The following is a 16,495-nucleotide window of genomic DNA, read 5'->3' on the forward strand; positions in this document are numbered from 1 at the left end:
ATGAGGATTCATCACCTGAACTGCGGGTCCGTACGGACGATCGAAGCCACCTACGACGGCCCGCCCGCCGCCCCCGCCGTGAACCACTGCCTGCTGGTGGAGACCCCGGCCGACGGGCTCGTGCTGGTCGAGACGGGCCTCGGGCTCGGCAATGTGCGCGACCCGGCCGGCACGCTGGGCGCCGACTGGGTGGCCATGGCCGAGCCCGCGCTGGAGGAGGAGGAGACCGCCGTACGCCAGGTCGCCCGGCTCGGCTACCGCCCCGACGACGTGCGCCACGTCATCGTCACCCACCTCGACGTCGACCACTGCGGCGGGCTGCCCGACTTCCCCGGCGCGCGGGTGCACCTGCTGGCCGCCGAGCTGGAGGCGGCGCTGGCCGAGGCCCCGAGCTACCGCTACCGCCCGGCCCACTGGGCGCACGGCCCCGACTGGGTGACCTACACCCCGGAGGCGAACGACGACTGGTTCGGCTTCGCCTCGATCAAGCTCGACGGCCTGCCCGAGGACATCAGGCTGGTCCCCCTCGGCGGGCACACCGCCGGGCACACCGGCGTCGCCGTCCGCGACGGGGACCGCTGGCTGCTGCACTGCGGCGACGCCTACTACTACCACCGCGAGCTCCAGCAGGACCCGCATCCGCACCCGCTGATGGACTCGTGCAGACCCGCTCGGAGGTCCATCACGACCTGCGGCTCGGCACCCAGGCCCGGCTGCGGGAGCTGGTACGGGACCACGGCGACCAGGTGAGCGTCTTCTCGGCCCACGACCCGTGGGAGCTGGCCGCCGCGGTGGCCGGTTGATCAGACGCGGTCGGCCGCGATGAGCAGGTACTGGAAGCTGCCGTTCTTGTAGGCGTCGAGGAAGGACTGCTCGATGCCCGTGGCCAGGTGGGTGCGGGCGCGCAGCTCCCAGTACGGGATCGTGGCCGCCGTCAGGTCGACGACGCTGACCGGGACCAGCCGGTTGGCCGCCATCTGCTCGAAGTACGTGCTGCGGGGGTGGATGTCGCAGATGTAGTGGGCGTTGATCTGGCTGACCGCCCGGGACGGCAGGCCGTAGGCGTCGTTGTAGCAGCCGGTGACGCAGACGTACCGGCCGCCCCGGCGCAGCAGCCGGGCGTGCTCGGCGAACAGCAGGGACAGCTCGACGTACATGGTGCTCTCGTTGTTCCAGCTCGCCTGGAACGATCCAGTCTCGAAGCCGGTCTCCAGCATGTTGCGGAAGTGGAAACGCACCTTGTCGTCGACGCCGCGCTTCTTGGCCTGGTCGTTGGCGAAGGCGACCTGCGACTCGGAGATGGACACGCCGTCGACCTCGCAGCCGTACCGCATGTTGACCAGGAGGCTGCTGCCGCCGCGGCCGGAGCCGGCGTCGAGCACCCGGTGGTGGGGTTCGAGCGGGCCGAGATGGCTGATCAGCAGGTCGGCCTGGGCGGTCTCCAGGCGGTGGAGCTCCTTGACGATGCGGTCCTCGCGGGTGTCCTCGGGGCCGTCGAGTACCGTCCAGTTCACCTCGCCGATGCCGTAGTGGTGGTGGTACAGGCCGTCGACGTCGCCCAGGCGCAGGTTGACCGGGTTCTTCTCGGCGTTCCAGTAGCTGGCGACGGAGTGCTGGTAGTGGCTCGTGAGGACGGGGGACTGGGTGTTGACGGTCACCTGGGAAGAGCTCCTTTCCGGCCGGGGGCGGCCGGTCGTCATGAGTGGTAGCGGCTGCTGCTGCCGTGCCATTCGAGGCAACCGGCCATCCAGCCCTGGGCGCCGCGCAGGAATCGCTGCAGTTCCACGGACGGAACGGCGGCGAGCTCGCGCTGGCTGGTCTCGAAGCCTTTGACGAAGTCGTTGTGCAGCGCGACGGCGCGTTCGGTGGCCTCGCGCGCGGAGCACTTCTCCTCGCCCGCGATGAGCAGGACGACGTTGGAGTCGGGCAGCTCGTCGGCCGCCTCCCGCGCGACGGAGTGGAGGTCGTTGACGATGACGCTGGCCGTGCCGGCCTGCATGAGCGCGGTGTGGAAGCGCCGGTCGTAGAACAGGTTGGCGGGCAGCTCGTAGGCGGCGACGACGTCGATGAGGGTCATGGAGGTGTAGAAGCTGTCGTGCTGCCGGGCCGCGAGGTAGCGCCAGACGGGCGGCGGGGTCTCCAGGTAGCGCCAGGCGGCGTAGGCGGTCCAGCTCACGTACATCTGGAAAGTGGTGTTGCAGGCCCGCATGACCTGCGACGGGGTGCCGTGACGGGACAGGTGGCCGGTGGCCGAGCGCAGGGCGACCAGCACGGGGTCGGCCTCGATCGCCTCTTCGAGCTGCTCGGTGTACACACCCGCGGGCGGGGGCGGGTCCATGGCCGACATGACGAGCGCGAGGCGCGGCGGCAGCTCGGTGGGGCTCGCGCCGAGCTCGGTCTCGTCGGCGTAGTAGTCGTCGGCCGCCCACCAGGCGGTGTTCATCTGCGCCGCGATCAGCAGCAGGTCGGGGTCGTCGCTGTCGGGGTGGGCGAGCATCGCCAGCCGGCCGAACCCGGTGGCGGCGAACTCGTCCATCCGCCCGGCGTGCAGGCCCACCTTCTCGGCCCACGCCACGAGCCGCCGGTCGACCTCCGCGCCGAGCGCCGGGTCGTCGCGGACCGTCTCGGGGCAGTAGAGCGGCGGGTAGGAGCCGTCGCCCCACTCCCGCTCGACGTAGGGAACGGGCGCCGGGAGCTGCCGCGGCGCGGGGACGGGCGCGGGGGGTGGGGCCGAGGCCGGAAGGTGGAGCGCGGAGGTTCCGAGGCCGGTGGGGCCGGTCGGGAGCCGCGGGACCGCGGCGTACTGGGGCATGGCGCGCCTCTTCCCTCAGGAGGAGCAGGACATTACCGAAAGTAGTTATTCAGCTACTAAAAGTAGAGTAGCCAATCGGTAATGAGAGCCTTACCCTCCGGCGGGCGCACTCTGCCGGTCAGGGCCTTGTGTGCAGGCCTTCGAAGTCGTCCAGGTTCTTGCGGTAGAAGGCCAGGTCGTCCTCCAGCTTCGCCCGGGTCAGGCGCTGCGGCTCGGTCTCGCGCACGGTTCGGCCCAGGTCGCTCCAGAAGGCGTCGGGCGGCAGCTCGGCGGCCTCCGGCGGGAAGAACTTCAGCGCCTCGGCCAGGGCGTCGGCGGCGAAGCGCCAGCCGGTCGCCACGGCGTCGTACCGCTCGGGGGAGGCCGGGCCGGCGGCGTAGAACAGGCCCTCCTCCAGCGCCCGGCTCGCGTACGTGGTGGCGATCAGCACCCACTGGCCGGGGTCGAGCAGCTCCGACAGGCCGGTGCCGAACGTCGCGCCGGTCTCCCTGGCCGCCCGCTCGGCCTCGACGGGGACCTCGACCTCCACGTCGCCGAGCCGCACCCGCAGGCTCTCGGCGTCCTGGTCGACGACGGCGTCGCGCGAGGCGCCCGGCGTGCCGGAGTGGGCCACCAGGTCGATGTAGACGTACGCCTCGACCAGCGAGCGGCCCAGACCCTGCTCAGGCATACTCACCCGCCAGCGCCTGGTAGGTGTCGCGGACGACCAGCAGCCGGTCGAGCTGGAACCTGCCGGGCTCGGCCGCGCGCAGCCCCTGTCCGCGTTCGGACCAGAACCCGTCGTCGGGCACCGCGTCCGCGCCCGCCGGCACGAACTTGACGACCTCCTCCACCGCCGCGGCGGCGATCCTCAGCGTGCGCAGGGCCTCGGCCCGGTCGGCCACCGGCACGTCGCTGGCCGTCAGGTCGGCCACCCACAACCACTCGCCCGCGTCGAGCAGCTCCGACGGCTCGGGGCCGCCGAACGTCGGGAACCCGGCGGGCAGCACCGGACGCTCCGGCAGCCCGAACACGAACTCGCGCGGCGTGCCGCACTCCTCGCACGGGCCGAAGTAGCGGTTGACCAGCTCGCCCTCGACGTCGACCAGCCCGTTGCGCCAGGTCGTGTCGGTGGACCCGCAGGCGCAGGGGTTGAGGTCGAGGTAGAGATGCGCCTCGTCCCTCGTCCGCGCCACCGCGAAAGCCATAGCCGTCCTCTCCTCGGGGTTCCCATCATGCCCGACGTCCCGCCTGTCACACCGCCACCGCCTCGGGGTCCGGCGTCACCAGCGGGGTGTCGTTCAGCCGGAGGCCGCACACGCACGGGCCGTCGTCCGGGCACATGCACTCGCCCTCGGGCGGGTTCCAGCCGGTCGTGTTCGCCAGCGCGCGGACCTGGTCCAGGATCGCGGACCAGTCGCGAGGGCGGCGGCCGTCCGCCAGGGTGGCCAGCTGGGTGGCCACCTGCGGGGGGAGCAGCCGCAGGATCTCCGGGCGGGCCCCGGTGACCAGGTCGAACAGCACGCCCAGGCGGCCAGGGCGCTGCCTGGTGTTGGCCACGCGGGCCTGGCGCACGGCCTCGTGCAACTCGGCCAGCTCCTGGCTGTCGGCGGGCGGCAGGCCCAGCGCGCGGGCGACGGCGGCGGCGGCCGTCCCGGCGGCGGCCCGCTCGTTCGCGCCGACCGTGCGGGCCGGGTCCACGTCGTAGGTCAGCACGCCGGGGTCGGGCTCGCCGGACCCGGGCCGCCGGACGTCGACGGTGATGGGCGCCCGGCCGGGCAGCACGATGTCGAGCAGGCCGGGGCCGTGGATCACGACGCGCCCGCCCATGAGGGCGGCGGCCCGTACGACGGCCCCGGCGGCGGCCGTCTCGGGGAGCGTCGCGTGGCCGCGGATCGCCGTGACGTCAGCGGGCGTGAGGTCGCCCGAGCGGGACAGCTCCGCCAGCCTGGACGGCGCGCCCTGCTGGTCGCCGGTCAGCCCCAGCCGCCGGGCCTCCTCCTGGAGCGCCGCCCGTTCGGCGCGCGAGCGGATCGGGCCCGCCTCGGCGACCGCCCGCGCCAGCCCGCGCAGCCGGGCCAGCGCCGCCGCCTCGGCCGGACCGGGCCGCCCGCCCTCGGCGGGACGGGCCTGCGCCGGACGGCCGGTGGCGGGGTCGCCCGCGAGCGTGGCGGCGTGGGCCGCGACGTGCTCGGCGACGGCCGCCGTGGCCTTGGAGCCGACGTCGGCGGGCACCCGCAGCGTCAGGTGGCCGGGAGCGCTCGACTCGACGGTCACCCCGGCCGCGCCGGGCGCGGCCTCGGCCAGCGTCAGCGTGAACTCGCCGCCTGGGGTGGTCACCGTGAACGTGTCCGCCGGCCCCACGTGCGGGGCGGCGCCGTTGACGGGAGCGGCTCCCGGGGTGATGGCCGGCACGCCGGCGATCTCGGCCAGTTTGCCCAGGCCCGGCGGCGAGGTGTCCAGGCCGGTGGCCGAGCCGCCGTTGAGCAGGCGGGCGATCCGGCTCTGCGGCTCGGGGGCGGCCGGGGCGCGGGGTCCGGTGCCCCACGGCGGGGCCGGCGGGGTGTGGCCGCGCCGGCGGATGTCCTCGGCGACGGCGTCGATCGCCGCCGCCAGGCGCTCGCGCCGGGCCGGGTCGGTGGTGGCGTGCCACTTGTCGGAAAGGTGGGCGTGCTCGTCCATGCGGGGGAGCAGGCACAGGTCGGTGCCCTCGGTCTGCTCGCCCTGCGGCGACGTCCTGAGCACGCCCTGCGGCATGCCGGCGGCCGCCGCGGTCGCCGTCTGGACGACGTGCGAGAGGTCGTGGACCAGGACCGACGACACCAGGTCCGGATGCACGCGCCCCCAGATCCGCAGCAGGTGCGGGTCCTCGGCCGTGCCCGCGCGCGGCACGGTGAGCGCGTTCAGGCCCTCGCCCGGCTCGCCGACCTCCACGCGGACGTGCTGGTCGGGCGCGCCCGGCACCTGGACGGTCAGGACGTCGTCCCCGGTCCAGCCCACGTGGGCGGCGGCGCCGCCGAGGTCGACGGCGGACAGGGGCTGGCCGCGCAGCTCGTCCAGGCTCAGGTCGGGCACCCCTTCGGGGCGGGCCGACCTGCTGAACGGCGTGTTCTCGATCGCGGGGGACGGCATCCCGGCGGCCGGCGTCACGCCCTGCGCCACGCTGCCGCCCACCGGGTTCGTGTGCTCGGCGGTGGCGGGGGCGGGCCAGGCGGGCGGCGGGGCGGGCGCGGGAAGGGCGTCGACGGTCGCGAGCGCGGCCTTGACCTGCTCGGTGAAGGTGCCTTCCGTGCTCGGGTTCATGTAGACGTCGCGCAAATCGAGCCCGGCGCCGACGGCCGCGTCCAGCAGATCGGGCGCCAGGCCCGCGAACGCGTCGGCGTAGCCGCCGTCGGGCGTCTCGCTGTACAACGAGCCGTCCGGCAGGACGCGGTAGCGGTGCAGGCCGCCGGCCTCCCGGACCGCCACCCTGGCCACCTCGCCGCGGTCGCGGGCGGCCATGCGGGCCTCCTGGAGGGTCTGGATCGGGTTCTGGTTGTCGGCGGCGGGCACGAAGGTGAACGTCGCGGGCGGCGGGCCGTCAGAGTGCGGCGGCCCGAGCCGTACGCCCGCCTCCATGCGGGCGCGCAGCTCCTCGAGCTCCTCCCCGAACATGACCACGTCCACCTCGCCGGTCGAGGCGGACGGCAGGTGCACGGGGTCGCCGACCGGGTGCTCGTTGCCGTCGCGCAGCCGCGCCATGTACTGGAAGTCGAGGTCGAAGTCCACCCGCAGACGTACGGTGTAGAGCTTGCCCTTCTCGAACATGCTGCGCTCGCGGCGCGCCCCGTGGTGGTCGCTGACGTTCTCGGACGTCTGCTCCCCGCCCTTGACGCCGCCGTTCACCCCGGTCGACTTGTCCGACCCGTTGACGCCCCAGCCCACCGGGGTCGTGTGCCCGCGGGAGACCGTCACGTTCTGGGCGTCGGCCTGCCGGTCGACCTGCCCCTTCTCCCCGTCGTACGGCCCGGCCACGATCGTCAGGTCGGACAGGCGGGCGTGGGCGGTGACCGTCGCGCCCTGGTCCTTGAACTTCTGCCTGGACACCGGGACGATCGGCTCGCCGGCGGGGTCCGTCATCCGTTCGAACGCGGTCAGCAGCGCCGACGGCGCCAGCCGCCTGATCAGCTCGGGACGGCGTTCCTGCACCGCCGCCGCGCCCAGCATCTTGGTGAGCTGGGCGGTGATGACCTCGTACAGGCTGGGCTTGGCCGGGTTCTCCCACAGCGCCTGCGGGAAGAAGCCGGGATGCAGCTCGGCCTGCCGGGGGTCGGTGTTCATGACGACCGGCCCCGGGTCCTCGGCGACGGGCCTGGTCATGCCGGTCGGGATGCGCCGCACCAGCGCGGCGTTGTAGACGACCGGCGGCGTGGCGCGCGGCTTGCGCTGGAGCCTGTCGGCGGCCTTCTTGGCGCCGGCCGGGATCCTGCCTCCCCGTACGGGACGGCGCTCCACCTCGATGACGACCCGCATCTGCTGCTCCACCTGGGTCAGCCCGTTGAACAGGCCGATCCGCTGCAGCCGCGTGTTCTGGTGGTTGGTGGAGCCCGAGTACCCGCGTCCGCGGTCGGTGGACAGGCCGCCGCCCTGGCCGCCGGCCGGGTCGCCGGTGGACGAGTCGAGGCCGGCCGAATAGGACCCGTTGTACGACTCCGAATGCGTCTTGTCGGTGTACCGGTAGTGCTGGACGATCAGACCGGCCTGCGACGTCTGACTGAGCATCCTGGCCGTGCGCGGGTCGCCGACGGGTTCGAGGCGTACCCTGACCGTCACCTCCTCGGCCTGCGTCACCTGCGCGCCCTGCTGGACGTGGTAGCTGCGTTCGAAGCCCCGCGATGACCACATGTCGGCGACGTGGATCACCGCGGCGTCCTCGGAGAAGTCGACGTTCAGCTCTTCGCCGAGGGTGGTGCTCTCGTCCAGCGCCCCGGGCACGGCGTCCTGCACGGCGCTCCGGACCGCGTCGATCAGGTCGACCGGGTCGCCGTTCTCGTCCGTCAGGGTCAGCGACTCGGTCGCGCTCGCGCCCACCGACCGGTCGTACGGCGCTGCGAGCACCACGTCCCTGGAGCGTTCGAGCTGCTTGCCGGCGTCGTCCAGGGCCTGGTCGAGCTTCTCCTGCGGGCTTCCCGGGGCGGGGGAGCCGAGCCCGGAGACCTCCTTGAGCTTGGTCAGCAGGGCCTGCGGGGTGTGGCGCTCGGTGTACTCGTTGGTGACCCCCGACTGCGCCATGTCCTTGACGTAGCGCTGCACCAGCGGGACCGCGATGCTCCGGTCGAGGGTCAGGCTGCCGTTGAGGAACCGTTCGACCGCGTCGCCGACCAGGTGGAGCGGCAGGTCGAGGTCGCCTTCCCCGTACATCAGCAGCGCGTCGTCCTCGGCGACCGCGAACAGCGCGGTGCCGGAGACGGTCTCCGTCCTGGACCCGCTGACGGTGATGCGCTCGCCGGTCGGCACCCCGTGCTCGGCGCTCTCGGAGCCGGTGAGGGTGAGATCGACGGTGCTGCGCAGCATGTAGTGGCGGCCGAAGTTGATCAGTAGTTCCTCGCTGCCCCAGATGTCCGTGAGCGCGGTGGACTCGGACGTGCCGCCGGACCGGGAGGGCAGCGAGAGCGAGCCGCCGTCGCTGGTCGTGCCGCCGTCGTCGAGGTCGGAGGCGCTCGTCGACATCCCCGCGGACAGACCGGACGAGCCGCCCCACGAGATCCCCGCGCTGCCGAGCCCGAACTTGATCTTGCCGGTGACGTGGTCGACGACGCCCACCACCTCGGTCTCGCCGATCTCGCCGGACACCGACAGCGACGAGCGCGTGGGGCCGCCGTTCGGCCGGATCGCGCCGTCCGTGGTGAACGGCCGGTTCAGCAGCTTCGGATGGCCGACCAGGTTGCGCACGTTCAGGAACGTCATGAGGTGCTGGAGGGCCACGGAGTCGGCGGTCGTGCCGCGTGGCAGCACCTGGCGGGCCGCGTCCAGGGGACGGCCCACGTCCACGTGCAGCAGCTGTGCGATGGACCGGAGCTTCGGGGACATCCGCCCGATCGGCGCGGGCGGCGTCTCCTGCGTCGACGGGAGCAGGTCGGCGGCGAAGACGAGCTGGGCCGAGCCCTCGGCGGTCGCGATCGTCGTCGTCGTGCCGTTGTGCAGCAGGTCGGCGGTCATGTGGTGACCCAACTTCAGGATCGCGACCGGGCCGTTGCTCTCCTCCAGGGTCACGATGTTGGTCGTGCCGCCGGCGCTGGAGCCCGCCGTACGGGTGCGGTTGCCGCCGCCGTTGACGCCGACCTCGTGCGTGAGGCCGTCGTGCCCCTTGTCCGGGCCGTCGCTCTCGCTGACCGACGCGCCGCCGCTGTACGTCCTGGACCTGCTGATGGCGCGGGCCGAGGTGTCGGAGCCGATGTCGAGGTTGACCACCGTCTGGGTGTCGGTGTGACCGACGTAGGTCACGTCCTTGAAGTCCTGCTGCAGCGACAGGTGCAGCATGTAGTGCTCGGGGGCGGCGTTGAGACCGTGCAGCGTCAGGTCGAGGACGATGCCGTCCTGAGCCAGGGAGTCGTAGGCGGCGCGAATCCGCTGCTCCGACAGTTGCTCCAGGAGCTCCTGCCGGTTGAGGATCTGGCTGGCGCGGGCGAGATCGTTGGTGGCGTACTCCGGCACGCCGTTCACGACCTTGGGGATGACCCCCCGCTCGGCCAGCTCCTCCAGGACCTTCTCCCGGAACTCCGCCAGCCCCTCGATCTCCTCCACCAGCGCCGGGCCCGCGCCGCGCATCTTCCCCGGCCCCTCGCCGAGCCATACGGGCAGCTCCGGCTTGCGGCCGGGCGGCGGGGCGGGGTTGGGGTCGCCGCGCAGGACCGGCTCGCCGTTGGCGTCGGTGACCGGCTGTCCGTTCTTGCGGACCAGCGCGGCGCTGTCCACGGGCAGGCCGAAACGGAAGGCGGCCTTCTCGCGCATGTCGGCCAGCGCCGTGCTGCGCACCGGCGTCAACGTGACGGGCGGCTCACCGAACCGCTCCACGGTGAACGTGGTGACCACCACGAGCCGGTAGCTCTGCTTGGGGTGGGTCATGCGGCGCACGCTGGGGTGGATCGCCTGCTTGTTGGCCGTGGCCGAATACGACCGCGACGCCCCTCTCGCCCCGTTGGCCTTGGGGCCGATCTTGGGCTGGTACCCGCCGAGATCCACGGCCGCCAGCCCGGGGGCGTTGAACCCGGCCGAGGCGCTGCCTTCGAGCGAGGCGCCCGAGGACGCGCCCGCGGGTGTCGCGACGAAGTCGACCAGCACCTCCTCCTCCCACTCCTCGGAGGTCGAGCCGCCGACCGGCTGGGAGAGCTCCACCACGACCCGGCTCTCGGCGCGTACCCGGACCTGCGGCTCGCCGTTCTTGGTGAAGACGCGCTCCAGCCCCTCGTTGACCGCGGTCCGCAGGCTGTGGGGCAGGTTATGGGTGACGAACCCGCGCAGCGCGTCGCGGGCCGAGGTGCCGATCTCGGCGTAGTCGCCGCCGAGCACGTCCGCGAGCATGTCGACGGCGCCTTCCAGGTCGCTCATGCTCTGGACGACGACGTTGGGCATCTCCGTGCGGCGCTTGGCCCTGTCGATCCACTCCAGCCTGCGCGGCGGCTGGTCGGTGGCGGAGTGCGAGAACCACAACCGCTGGCTCGACGAGTCGCCGGGAGCGCCGGAGTCGACCGTGACGGTGCCCCGCCAGTTCTCGTCCTGGCCGGTGCGGATCTCGGCCGTCCAGGTGGCGGCGGCGTCGAACAGCAGCGACTCGCTCCGGTTGTCGGTGACCGAGCCCGTCTGGGCGAACATGCCGGCTCCGCCGCCGTTCGACCAGTTGCGCCCGATCGAGGCGCCGATGCCGACGCCCAACAGCTCGGTCATCATCCGCGTCGCGGTGTCCTCGGGCAGGAACTGGGCCAGGACGCTGGTGTCGAAGCCCATCGACAGCCCGCCGCTGCCCGCCTGGGTGACCGAGGCCGTACGGCCGGCCTGGTGGAACAGGCCCACCATCATCTCCGACCCCTTGATGGCCGGATCGAGCACCTCGACCAGGTCGGCGAGCGTCAGCTTGATGCGCACCTCGGCCGCCTTGCCGTGCTGCCCCACCTGCACGACGAGGCCGTCGGCGGAGACGGCCTTGTGGAAGTCCGCTCGGATCGCCCCCTCCAGCTCGTGCGTCGTGAACCTGTGGCCGATGCCGTTGTCGGCCAGCAGGTCGTTGACGGCGGTGGTGAGGGCGGACACGTGGGCCAGCCGGCCCGTGGGCTGGGCCGCGGCCAGGTTGATCTCCTGGGGCAACGCGGCGGCCAGCGCGTCCAGGTACGCGGCGTGCTGCCGCAGGACCTGGTTGGCCAGCCGCTCGGCGACGGGCCGCATGCCGACCGGCCCGGCGGGCGCGCTCGGGTTCTCGATCTCGTTCAACGCCGTGAGCAACTGCTCGTACGTCTGCCGGGTCCGGGTCGCCTCGCGCAGCGCGACCTCGTACGCGTCGGCGATCCTGGTGTGCCGTTCCCGGGTGGCGCGATGGGTGCGGCTCTCCGCCCGCGCCTTGCGCGCTCGCTCCGCGTGGCCCTGGTCGTGCTGCCTGTCGGCCTTCCGCGCCTCCTGCCGCGACTTGCGGATCGCCTCCTTGGCCTCCTCGGCGCTCTTCCGCTTGGCGTCGATCTGCTCCTGCATCGCCGCCTCGGCCCGCTTGAGCGCGTCGATGACGGCCGGCAGCTCCTCGCGCGCCGGGCGGCCCTGCGGCAGCGGCGGCGCGTGCGTGGGCCGGGACCCCGGCTTGGGAGCCCACGGCGGCAGCGGCGGGGTGTGGCCGCGCTCGGTGAGCTGGCGGGACACGCCGTCGATGTCGAGGGCGAGCAGCCGCTGCTCCTGCGGCGTCTGCGCGGCGTGCCACTGCTCGGCCAGGAACGCCAGCTCGTTGAGCTGGGCCTGGGCGCACATGTCCTGCGTGGGCTCGCTGGTCGCCGGCTTGCGGCGCAGGAAGCCGCGCCGCTTGGGGGCGGTGTCCTCCTGGAGCTTCTGCAGGGTGTCGGTGATCTCGTGCAGCCAGACCCGGGAGACCTGGCTCGGGTTCATGCCGGGGGCGAAGTGCACGACGTGGGCGTTCTGGGCGTCCTCGCCGGTCGAGAGCTCGGTCTCGCCCATGAGCCCCTCGGTCATCCCGCCGATGACCGGGCGGAAGTGGTGGGTGCCGTTGTTCCTGGTCCGGACGACGAGCGTGCCGTCGGCCGACCAGGTGATGTCCTGCACGTCCTGGTTGAGGAAGTGGGACGTCCGCAGCGCGTCGGCACCGGCCTCGACCTCGTCGGGCTGCAACGAGGTGCCCGGCCGGGCGTCGGGGACGTGCCGGGTGCCCGGGACGGGCCTGGACGTGACCGTGCCCGGCTTGCTCGTGGCGGGCTGCCGGGTCTCGCCCGTCTCCTGGGCCAGCAGCACCAGCGCGGTGGCCTCGGCCTGCAGCTCGTCGGCGTCGGTGACCTCGTCGGCGCGGGTGTCCAGGGCGGCGCGTACGCGTCTCATGGTGGCGGCGCGGATCACCCGTACGCTGCCGTCGGGGGAGGGGATGAGGAGGTCGCCGTTCGGGCCGACGACCGCGCCGGGGAAGTCCACGGTGAGCGAGTTCATCAGCGCGTTACGGGCCCGGACGGTCGCCAGGACGGGCGTGGGCGGCGGCGCGTCGTCGGGGGCGGCGGCCGACGTGGTGGCGGGGGTGTCGTCGTTCTGCGGGGCGGCCGCTCCCTGCTGGTCGCCCTGCTGCGCGATCGGCCCCTGCTGGTTGTCCTGCTGCGGGTTCTGCTGGTTGTCCTGTTGTGCGCTCGGCTGGTTGTCCTGCTGGGCGTCCTGTTGTGCGCTCGGCTGGTTGTCCTGCTGGGCGTCCTGTTGTGCGTTCGGCTGAGCGTCTGGCTGGGTGTCCGGCTGGGCTGCCGGGGCGGGCTGGGCGTCCTGCTGGGGGGCCGGTTGCTGCTGGTCGTCCTGTTGGGCGTCCTGGGAGTCGTCCTGGGTCTGGGAGTCGTCCTGGGTCTGGGGGGCGGCGGTGGTCTGCGGAGCCGGTGCGGAGCTGCTCTTCGCCTTCGGGTCCGGGGCCTGCGGCGTCGTGTCGGTGTTCGCCGCGGCGTCGTCGTCGGCGGTGTCGTCGGTCGAGTCCTCGTTCGTCTCGGCCCGGGGCTCGCGGTCGGTGTTCTGGCGGTCGTCCCGCGAGGTGGAGCCGCGGCGCGGGCCGGCGTCGGAGTCGGGGGCGGAGGTGGCCGGTGTGCCGCGCCTGACGTCGTCGTTCTGGCTGGAGGAGGGCGCCGCCCCGGCGGGCACGACGGGCCCGCCGCCCGACGGGGCCGGGCCGCCGGCCGGCGGGTTCCCGACCCCGGCGTTGGGGTCGCCGCCACCCGCGCGGGCCGCGTCGGTACGGGCCGCGCTGTCGTAGGCCGAGGCCAAGGCGGTGACCGGGTTGGCCAGCGTCGTGTACACCTCGGGGTTGAACGGGCTGATCGACCCGGTACGCCCGGCGCCGCCCATGAAGCCGCCCAAGATGGCGTCGGCCGTGAACGGGTTGTCCCACTGGCCGTACACCAGGCCGTTGGCGAAGAAGCTGCCGAACGGGGAAGCGATCGTGTTGGTCAGGCCGGTGGTCATCGCACGGCCGGGGAAGCCCGGCATGTGCCGGGTGACTTTGGATATGGGCCCGGACAGCGCGGTGCCGGCGAGCGCGCCGCCGCCGGCGCCGATGATCGCCGCCCGGGACTTCTTCCAGTCCCATTCCTTCCTGGTGCCCATCTGGATCTGCTGGTACTGGGCGCCGGCGTCGATGAAGAACTCTTCGCCGATCTCCTCGATCAGCTCCTTGCCGATCGCGGAGCCGAGCAGCCGGGCGATGAGGCCGCGCCCGGTGGCGCCGCTGAGCGCGGTCACCCGGGCCAGCTTGCCGGCGCCCACCTCCCTGGCGCCGATCATGGCGAGGCGGACCAGGATCCGGCTGATCGCCGCGCGGCCCGCGGCCGCGTACGGCCCGATGATCGCCGTCGCGGAGCCGGCGGTGAAGAAGGCGACGAAGAGCGCGATGGCGATGGCGACGACCGTGACCCAGAACGCCACGTTGACCGACAGCTTGGAGTACTGGGTCTCGACCGCGAAGTTCTCCGACTGGCTCAGGTAGTTCTGCGACTTGCCGGCCGCGCCCGCCATGCCGGCGCCGTGGCCGTACAGGTACTTGGCGCGGGAGACGAAGTCGGCGCTGGCCGGCGAGGACCAGCCGGTCGCCACGGTGCGCACGGCCGAGCCGGCGCGCGGCGCGGTGCCGATCGCCCCGGCGGCGAGCGCGTGGTAGGCGTGGGCGAGCTTGGACATCCCGCTCTCGCTCGCCTCCGGCCACTTCTGACCGGCCGACAACATCGGGATCAACCAGTTGACCACCCAGTCGGGCAGCACCTCGGTCTCCCAGACCGGCTCCACGTCCCGGTCGATGCGGACCGGGGGCTGGACGGTGGACACATCCGACGAATTCTGAGAAGTCGACCCCTGGGGGCCGGTGGCGCTGTGCGTCACGCGTCAGACCTCTCGTGCCTTGAGGTCTTGCTCGATGGCGGCGTCCACGCCGAGGGTGTTGTCGATGCTCGCGCGCAGCCTGCCGCACGCGTCCATCATCTGCTTGGACAGCTCGACGCACTGGTTGAGCATGCGGTTGGGGCCGTCGTCGCGGAAATGGGAGTTCATGAACGCCTGGCCCTCGGCGCCGTTGCCCCAGGGCGCGGCGGCCAGCGCCTCGACGACCGCGGCGACCAGCCGCTCGGACTCCTTCTCCCAGTCCTCGGCCACGGTGGTCCACTGGGAGATGCCCGAGTCCACGACGGGCTTGATGATCTGGGTGCCGTCCCAGGGCCTCATCGGCTGCCTCCCATGCGGTCGGCGAGCCGGGCCATGACGGTTTCGAGATCGCCGCTCAGATGCGCCTGGAAGTCCTCGCGCGGGATCACCGGCTCGAAGATCTCGGTGACGCGCTCCTGGGCGCGCTCGGCGGCCAGGCGAGTGGTCTCGGCGATGGTGTCGGCGAGCTGACGGGCGTCGGGGCGGCGGTAGATGCGCGGGTCGAGGTCGAGCCGGATCAGCTCGCCGCGCGAGCCGACGGTGACCGACACCAGGCCGTCCTTCGAGGTCTCGGTCACCTGGACGGCCTTGGCCTGCTGGTGCAGCTCCATGCCCACGTCCTGGATCTGGCGGAACATGTCGCGCAGCTCGTCGCCGTATGCCCGCATCCCCGCCACGTCAGGAGAATCCATGACACCCCCGCCCCCATGCCGCGTGTTTCTTACGTCACATGCACCTTTCAGGTCAGTTTCTGTCACATGAACAACAGGAGACAAGAGCCAATCTTCAAAAAGGCCCATCCTGTGGACTTATCGCCACAACTTCCTCGCGGAGCTCGGTGATCTCCGTCCGCGGGGCCCACGCCCGGTACACCCCCCGCTCGACCCGCTCCAACCCCAGCGCGAGCGCCGCGGGCGCGGAGCCGCCCAGGTATTCGAGCAGGAGCAGGCCGTCCCGCTCGTCGTGCACCTGGAACCGCTCGCCCCGCCAGGTGCACTCCGTGGTGACGAACTGCAGGGACGCGCACTCGGTGAACGGCACCGTGCGGACGTGACAGCCGGGCTCGACCTCCTCGAAGCCGTCGGCCGGGCCGGTGACGCGCAGGCGTACCCACAGCTCAAGGGGGTGCGGCTCGGGGCTGGCCACGTAGTCGGCGCCCTGCCAGTGGGCGCGGTAGAAGTGCCAGGTCATGCCGCCGCCTTCCGGCCGATCAGCAGCCATCGCCGCAGGTCGCCGTGGTAGAGCGCGCGCCGGTGCTCGGTGCCCTCGTGGGTGAGCTCCCAGATCTCCGCGCCGTGCGGCAGGCCGACGCCGTACACCTTGTACTCGCGGATGACCTGGTCGACGTTGGGCACCAGGCCCATGCCCACGAACGGCGGCTCCTCGACCACCCAGCCGGCCACCGCGTCCCGGCCCTGCTCGTCGAGCCCGCCGTACGGGGTGCGGTAGAGGTCGAGGCCGACGGGATGCCAGCGCAGGATGTTCAGCGAGCCGCTCTCGGTCAGCATGCCGGGCTGCTTCAGCGCGTCGGCCAGCACCGTGGGCGTGGCGATGTGCGAGACGTCGAGGGCGTGGTGGCAGTAGCCGGAGACGCGCGGCTCGGCCGTCGCCAGCAGGTCGGCGATGTCGGCCGGGGACAGCAGCTTCTGCACCACCGGCACCCCCGACCCGGGCGCGAGCCGCAGGTCCTGGACGAGCGTGGGCACCGCCAGCCTGGCCAGCGTCCCGGGCTCCAGCAGGAACGAGGCCCCGAGGCCCGGGTTGACCGCCAGGCCCCATCGCGGGTCCGGCCAGCCGGCCGCCAGCTCGGCGGGCGAGACGATCCGGCAGTGCGTGGCCAGGCCGCCGGTCGCGGTCACCATCGCCTCGACCGAGGTGAAGGCGAGCACCCACGTACGGCCGGAGTCCGTGGCCGTCGCCCAGGCGGGCGGCTCGGTCCCGGCCGCCGCGGCGGCGGTGATCGGCAACGCCAGGTCGGCGTCGCGGAGCAGGCCCAGGCACAGGGCGGTCTGCCCGTCCTGGTGGGCCGCCCACAACTGTTCCTCGAACGGCGTGGCCGGCAGATGATCAGTGGACGTCATCCGC

The 16,495-nt window shown here is 72.9% G+C and carries 10 protein-coding genes; 1 reads left to right on the top strand and 9 read right to left on the bottom strand.

Annotation, left to right across the window (positions count from 1 at the left end):
- Entirely contained in the window at window positions 1-750 is a 750-nt protein-coding gene (locus tag AB0C33_RS37210; RefSeq protein ID WP_358296375.1) for an MBL fold metallo-hydrolase, read from the top strand.
- 53 nt (window positions 751-803) lie between these two features.
- Here the strand turns inward: AB0C33_RS37210 and AB0C33_RS37215 are convergent, their stop codons facing one another.
- From AB0C33_RS37215 to AB0C33_RS37255, 9 genes are all read right to left on the bottom strand, one after another.
- On the bottom strand, window positions 804-1,658 hold the full coding sequence (locus AB0C33_RS37215; protein WP_358296377.1) for a geranyl diphosphate 2-C-methyltransferase: 855 nt from the start codon (window positions 1,656-1,658) through the stop codon (window positions 804-806).
- Window positions 1,659-1,696: 38 nt separating this feature from the next.
- Window positions 1,697-2,812 (bottom strand): family 2 encapsulin nanocompartment cargo protein terpene cyclase, encoded by a 1,116-nt coding sequence (locus AB0C33_RS37220; protein ID WP_358296379.1) that lies wholly within the window; start codon window positions 2,810-2,812, stop codon window positions 1,697-1,699.
- Between the two features lie 118 nt (window positions 2,813-2,930).
- On the bottom strand, window positions 2,931-3,482 hold the full coding sequence (locus AB0C33_RS37225) for a hypothetical protein (protein WP_358296381.1): 552 nt from the start codon (window positions 3,480-3,482) through the stop codon (window positions 2,931-2,933).
- Window positions 3,475-3,999, bottom strand: a complete 525-nt coding sequence (locus AB0C33_RS37230; RefSeq protein ID WP_358296383.1) for a hypothetical protein — start codon at window positions 3,997-3,999, stop codon at window positions 3,475-3,477. The genes AB0C33_RS37225 and AB0C33_RS37230 overlap by 8 nt, the downstream gene beginning before the upstream one ends.
- Window positions 4,000-4,045: 46 nt before the next feature.
- Window positions 4,046-14,317, bottom strand: coding sequence for a hypothetical protein (locus AB0C33_RS37235; protein WP_358296386.1), 10,272 nt, complete (start codon window positions 14,315-14,317; stop codon window positions 4,046-4,048).
- A 57-nt stretch (window positions 14,318-14,374) separates the two neighbouring features.
- Entirely contained in the window at window positions 14,375-14,710 is a 336-nt protein-coding gene (locus AB0C33_RS37240) for a hypothetical protein (protein WP_358296389.1), read from the bottom strand.
- Complete coding sequence (locus tag AB0C33_RS37245) at window positions 14,707-15,102, bottom strand: YbaB/EbfC family nucleoid-associated protein (RefSeq protein WP_352360836.1); 396 nt, start codon at window positions 15,100-15,102, stop codon at window positions 14,707-14,709. The genes AB0C33_RS37240 and AB0C33_RS37245 overlap by 4 nt, the downstream gene beginning before the upstream one ends.
- Before the next feature lie 94 nt (window positions 15,103-15,196).
- Window positions 15,197-15,601, bottom strand: coding sequence for a hypothetical protein (locus tag AB0C33_RS37250; protein ID WP_358296392.1), 405 nt, complete (start codon window positions 15,599-15,601; stop codon window positions 15,197-15,199).
- Window positions 15,598-16,491: an SseB family protein gene (locus tag AB0C33_RS37255; RefSeq protein WP_358296395.1), complete on the bottom strand. Its 894-nt coding sequence runs from the start codon at window positions 16,489-16,491 to the stop codon at window positions 15,598-15,600. The genes AB0C33_RS37250 and AB0C33_RS37255 overlap by 4 nt, the downstream gene beginning before the upstream one ends.
- Window positions 16,492-16,495: the final 4 nt, after the last annotated feature.

The sequence above is a fragment of the Nonomuraea sp. NPDC048881 genome (assembly GCF_040649795.1).
In the GTDB taxonomy this organism is placed as follows: Bacteria; Actinomycetota; Actinomycetes; order Streptosporangiales; family Streptosporangiaceae; genus Nonomuraea.